General features: G+C 38.1%; 5 protein-coding genes and 1 pseudogene. All 6 read right to left on the bottom strand.

Annotated elements, in window-relative coordinates; genetic code table 11:
- Positions 1-672 (bottom strand): annotated as a pseudogene (locus tag A9G48_RS00420) (hypothetical protein); the annotation flags it as partial.
- A 142-nt stretch (positions 673-814) separates the two neighbouring features.
- Positions 815-1,237 carry a hypothetical protein gene (locus A9G48_RS00415; protein ID WP_065585588.1) on the bottom strand — a complete coding sequence of 141 codons (423 nt, stop codon included), beginning with the start codon at positions 1,235-1,237 and terminating at the stop codon, positions 815-817.
- The gene (locus A9G48_RS11035) at positions 1,221-2,102 is read right to left on the bottom strand and encodes a M15 family metallopeptidase (protein ID WP_081299216.1); all 882 of its coding nucleotides are present in this window, start codon (positions 2,100-2,102) and stop codon (positions 1,221-1,223) included. The genes A9G48_RS00415 and A9G48_RS11035 overlap by 17 nt, the downstream gene beginning before the upstream one ends.
- 135 nt (positions 2,103-2,237) lie before the next feature.
- Positions 2,238-2,966 (bottom strand): DUF2931 family protein, encoded by a 729-nt coding sequence (locus A9G48_RS00405; RefSeq protein WP_065575638.1) that lies wholly within the window; start codon positions 2,964-2,966, stop codon positions 2,238-2,240.
- A gap of 16 nt (positions 2,967-2,982) precedes the next feature.
- A complete protein-coding gene (locus A9G48_RS00400; RefSeq protein ID WP_034948081.1) occupies positions 2,983-4,593 on the bottom strand; it encodes a T6SS phospholipase effector Tle1-like catalytic domain-containing protein in 1,611 nt (536 codons plus the stop codon).
- Positions 4,594-4,603: 10 nt separating this feature from the next.
- A partial coding sequence (locus A9G48_RS00395; protein ID WP_141672926.1) for a DUF2345 domain-containing protein occupies positions 4,604-5,507 on the bottom strand: 904 nt, incomplete at its 5' end.

The raw sequence follows: 5,507 nt of genomic DNA, 5'->3' as shown, positions 1-5,507 counted from the left end.
GGATAGATTGGATAGTTTAGGCGTATTGGCTTCTGTGTTTGCGGTTGAGTTTTGAGTTTGAGCTTGCGCCACTTTTTTCCACCACAGTGAGGGTTTGATGCGCTCTTCTTTTTCTAGTTGCCAGTTTGATTTGACATGTTTATGCGCTTCGTCCACCACGTCTAAGGCAAAATCACGGAGGTAAGGCTCGGTGATGCCTAGCTCATCTAATCCCGCTTCAATAAGCGCTTTTTGTTGTTGCTTTTCTTCTTCAAATAGCTCATCAACTTCGTTCCATTTGCTTAACCCTTCATCTGCATACCATTCACTTTCATATTTCACCAGTAAATGCCCTATCTGCTCCGCTGTCCAACTTCTGCGTAACCCTTCCTTTAAATCCCTATCCGTAAAAGTCGGTGGCGGTAGGTCTTTTTTTCGTTGGGTTGAATAAATCAGTGTGCCGGTTAAGATTTGGTCTAATGCCCGCATCGCTGGGGTGTAATCGGCTAAATCCAATTTCGCCACTTTATTCTTACCTATCTTGTCAGATAATTCACCGACCGTGGCCTTTTCTTCTATCGTTTCAAACCCAGGCCAGTGCCATGGACTACGCCGTTTGATATGCACTTGTACATTGTCTTTTATATTCACCCAACCATGTATCGGTAGCGTTTGCTCATCCAGTGCCGTCACTTGTACCTAGGTTGTGTTGTATTCCTCTATCGCTATCAAGCCGTCATGCTCCAGTAAACTTCATTGATGCTCACTACTCGTTCTATGTTTTATTGTTATCTGATAAGTTTTACAACAAATCACGTATATTATTAATGATTCACTAAAAAACCCATGATAAACATTTTTGATTTTCATGAGCTTCTTTTAAAATTTGTTTGATAGATTTATAAATATCTTTTATTACTTGCTTTAAATCAGAGTCTAGCAATGAAGATTCAATAACTTGATCATTTTCAACATAAAAATCATAATTAACACTTAAAATATTGCGAAATTTTTCATAAATCGGGAGATTATAATAATCAAATTTAGCATTGATGTTATAATTATGAGGTTTACTTTTTATAACTTTAATTTTACTTGCAAATGTTTCTCCATAAACATTTAATACTAATTCGTTACTTTTTTTATAATCACAAATTAATTCTGCCCCTTCAGATGAAAAAGATTGAGTTTCAAAAACATCTGCATTAGCATTTCCAATAAGAAAGTAAAATATTAACATATTAATTAATATTGACATAACCTTCATCATCTATATCTCCAGCATTATATTTTTTTAAAAGTTGAGTAGTAGTAAAACCGTATCTAAATTCAAAGTGTGGATAATCTTTAAATGTAACCCAGTCCCCACCCCATAAAAAACCGTATGATTTTGCTATCTCTACAATTTCTTTTATTTTCGGGTGCTTATTGTCAAAATAAATGGCTTTTTTATCTAAAATTTCTACCACATCAATCGCCAATCCATAATTATGAAAACTATATCCACCTTTAACTTTTGTCACAATAGGATCTGAATTTTTCCTACCTTTATCGTAAAGTTTATTTTGTTCTTCAATAGACCTATAACCATCAGAAACCCTTAACTTTAAATTTAATTTGCTTTCAGCGTCATTTATAAAATCTAAAGTATGTTGACGAATTCTCGGGTGTAATAACGCAATTCTAGAGTTTGTAACACTATCCCAAGTTTCAGTTTTCTTATTTTCTATAACATTAAAATAATCCATCATCGCCACCGGATGAATAAACCATGCCTTGCCGTCTGCGGATAGATTGGATAGTTTAGGCGTATTAGCTTCACTTTGTTCTGTGCTAGTTGTTTGATTTTGATTTTGAGCTTGTGCCTCTGCCACTTTTTTCCACCACAGTGACGGTTTAATGCGCTGTGCTTTTTCTAGTTGCCAGTTTGATTTGACATGTTTATGCGCTTCGTCCACCACGTCTAAGGCAAAATCACGGAGGTAAGGCTCGGTGATGCCTAGCTCATCCAATCCCGCTTCAATAAGCGCTTTTTGTTGTTGCTTTTCTTCTTCAAATAGCTCATCAACTTCGTTCCATTTGCTTAACCCTTCATCTGCATACCATTCACTTTCATATTTCACCAGTAAATGCCCTATCTGCTCCGCTGTCCAACTTCTGAATAGACCTTTGTTTAAATATTGATAAATAAAGGGTGAAAGTGATTTATTAAACTTGCACCATTATTCTTTATTTAGCCGGTTATTTATACTAACAATTTAAAGATTGGGTGGATTTTTGAGTTTGAGATATTGCCCCATGGTGACATTATTATATTTTTCTTGCCACTCTTTAGGCATGCCGTGTTTTTTTAGCCAAGCTTTGGCTTCGGGAGTGATTTCGGTTATTTTACCGTTTGGGTATGGATTGGGGCAAACATCCGACCCTTGCGGTATTCGTTCAGTCATTCCTTTACCAAATTCGATCGCATCTTGCCGAGGAACTCCCTTAATCCAACCGGTCACACTGCCGCCTGGGGCAAACCCAATAATAATGGTATTGTAATAACCAATATCATCTTTATTATATGCATAAGAATAATATTGATATGGTTTTACCATCTCTTGCCTAGCCCATAATGGTACCACTAATTTAGTACGATAAAAGGTTTGATCAGCAAAGGATGACCAACAAATATAAAATTCTTCCGGCAAATCGGAATAAACCGGTAAATTACTATAACCAAATTCTGTCTGCCATTGTCCAGGGGTTTCATAATTTTGATTATTACGCGCAACTATATCAATAATTTTATATTTGTTTGATTGGGTTTTTATCATGGTGGAAATTACTGTTGCTTGGAAATAGTGTGGATAAGTGCCACCAATACGCCATTCACTGTAAGGTTTTTGTGGCAAATTAGGGTCAACGTTGTTATGTTTAAATGGTACATGGCAACCGCTTATTAGCAGTGTTAAGCTTATTATGGTAATAAATAATTTTAACATCAGATATCCTTATGTTTTATTGATCAGGGTGGATTAGCCGTTGCCAATCACCTTGGTGGTTAAGATGCGGCTGATGAACTTGCAGTAAGCCCGTTATTGCCTGTTCTTTTTCTTTTTTTGTCGGCCAGCTGATTTTAACTATTTGACCGGTGTTTTTGTCGATCAGTTCTTTTTCGGCTGGTTTGGTATAAAAATAGCGTTCATATTCAACCGAGCAGTGGGTATAGTTGTTTAACACTAACTGTTTTTCAGCCTCGGTTAATTGATAGTTTTGATAGCTACTCGCTGCTGTGATGATTTTTGTTGCCACACTTTGTAATTCATTCGGGATAGCGTAAATATCCAAAAAAGGGATAAATTTACACTTTTGTTTGACGGCTTCGTTATACATAATTTTTAAAGCCACCCGATCCAACCCAAATTTTATTTTACGCTTAATCCGAATAACACCATAAGCGTTGGTGTAGTTTTGATTGTCGCTTCTTGCAGAGGTTGTCCATTGGTAAAAGTTATCTTCGTTTAATCCGTAAAATAGGTAATACAAGTCAGGGTGTTGGTTGATTTTTGCTAAGGCTTTTTGTAGCTTTTTTGAAATATTAGATGATTGCCCTAAATAGAGATTATCATGTTGATACACTTTGGTAATATAAAGGTTTTCTTCAATATCGTGATTTGGGTAACCACCACCAATATCAGAGTGGGCACCGGGCATGCTCACTTTTTTAAAATAATTAGGCACATCATTGAGTGAAAAGTTATGCCGATATTCATGCGCTGCCTGAATATGTAACCCTGCATCGGTCGAGTCGGGGTGGATATGGATATCAATATCAAAGGTGTTGGCATCGCCGGCATCAAATAAATTTTCCGGTCGCCCAATCCCTGCCACAGTATCAAAAATGCCTAAAAAATGGACATGACCATTGACATGTCCTTGCCAATGGTCACTGATTTTACCTTCTAATGCTTGGTTTAACATTTTAGTTAACGGGTTATTGCTGCCGCGTTTATTGTTATCGTTTAGCTTGTCAGCAACAAAGTTGGTAAAGTAGCGGGCGGTTGCCGCACCACGGCTAAAGCCAAATACATCATAATTAATCTGCTGTATACGTATTTTCGGGGAATCATCCAAAAAAGTTTTTAATTGTTCTTTAATTTCGGTAATCGCTCGTTTAATTTTGCCTTTTATTCCCGTTGAACCCAGCCCTGTAGCAAAGCCAATATTACTATCACTTTCACCAATTCGGCTACCGACCCCTTCTATATAAATACTTAATTGATAATGTACCGCACCATTTTTATCTTTTGGTAATTTCGCAATATCTTTTTTAAGATCAGACTGATACATTTGATATAATTTATAGACATTCGAATGGTCATTGTTGTAACTGGTATTAAACACCGGGAAAGTGATTTCTGGCACTTCGCCACGGGCTAGTGCTTGTTGGTACTCTTCACGCATGGAAATGTTAAATGAATTATTCGCTGTACCGTCAAAAAATACGCCTATGGTCAATATGACTTCATCAGGCCGTTTAATCACTTGTTTATGTATAGCAACCTCGCCATTGGCTCCAACTTTGCGAGTGCTAGCTGTAGTAAAGGATCCCTGTTTTTTATTGTTCATATTGATTTCCTTATATTAATCTAGTTAATTGCACATCAATGGAATCTGGCGAATCGGTATAAAAGGCTTTTGTTTTGCCCTCTTTATCGGTTATGCCATGTATCTCTTTACCATCGGGTAACACGGCAATATAGGGTTCATTAGCATATACCTCGCCTTGATCATCGACAAAGTGAAATTTAATGCCATGTTCTGTAATAAGTTGAGGTAAATTTATTGTAGAGATATCAAGTGCTTTCGCTCCCATCTTTTGCATGACATTACACTTCAGATAAACATTATCCTGTGTGCCCAGTTCAATGCCTTCACTGCTGATTTTTATGTATGAACCGCCACACATTAACGTAAGCTGTTCGCTTGCGGTGACAGTGAGCTCACCATCGACACTGTCAATTTTTATATCCTGCTTAGCTGCCATGTTGAGGTTGGCGTTTTGGGCTTGCACCACAATATCGCCTTGGTTGGCAAAGAGTTTCATGCCTGATTTGTGGGCAAATAAGCCTAATGCTTCCCTTGCTGATACCGTGACATTTTTTAAGGCGGCAATGTCAGTTTGGTTTTCACTGGTTAAAGTAACGCTGTTGCCGGTGGAGAGTTGAATGTTTTGCGGACTGGTTAAGGCAATGCCTTCTTGGGCATAGGCAAGTATGCCGCTTTGGGTCAGTTGGCTTAATGTTTTGTTAAGTTGTTCTTGGCTGTCAGTGTCTGCACCGTGGGCTTCAGACTGAGTAGCCGCATTTTGTAGGGCTTTGGCAATGGATAGCGCATTTTCAAGCTGGGTAATAGCCGCTTGCATGTCGAGCTGTTTGCCTTGCGCTTTGGGCTCGGTTTGGGTGGTTAAGTATAATCCCCGTGCAGCTGCTATGGCGCCCCATTCGTCGGTTCTTAGCTCAAAGCCTTCGCCACGCTGCGCT

This window comes from Gilliamella sp. wkB18 (genome assembly GCF_001690875.1).
Classification (GTDB): Bacteria; Pseudomonadota; Gammaproteobacteria; order Enterobacterales; family Orbaceae; genus Gilliamella; species Gilliamella apicola_A.
The sequence above is the reverse complement of the archived record's forward strand: the minus strand, read 5'-3'. Positions and strand labels throughout refer to the sequence as shown.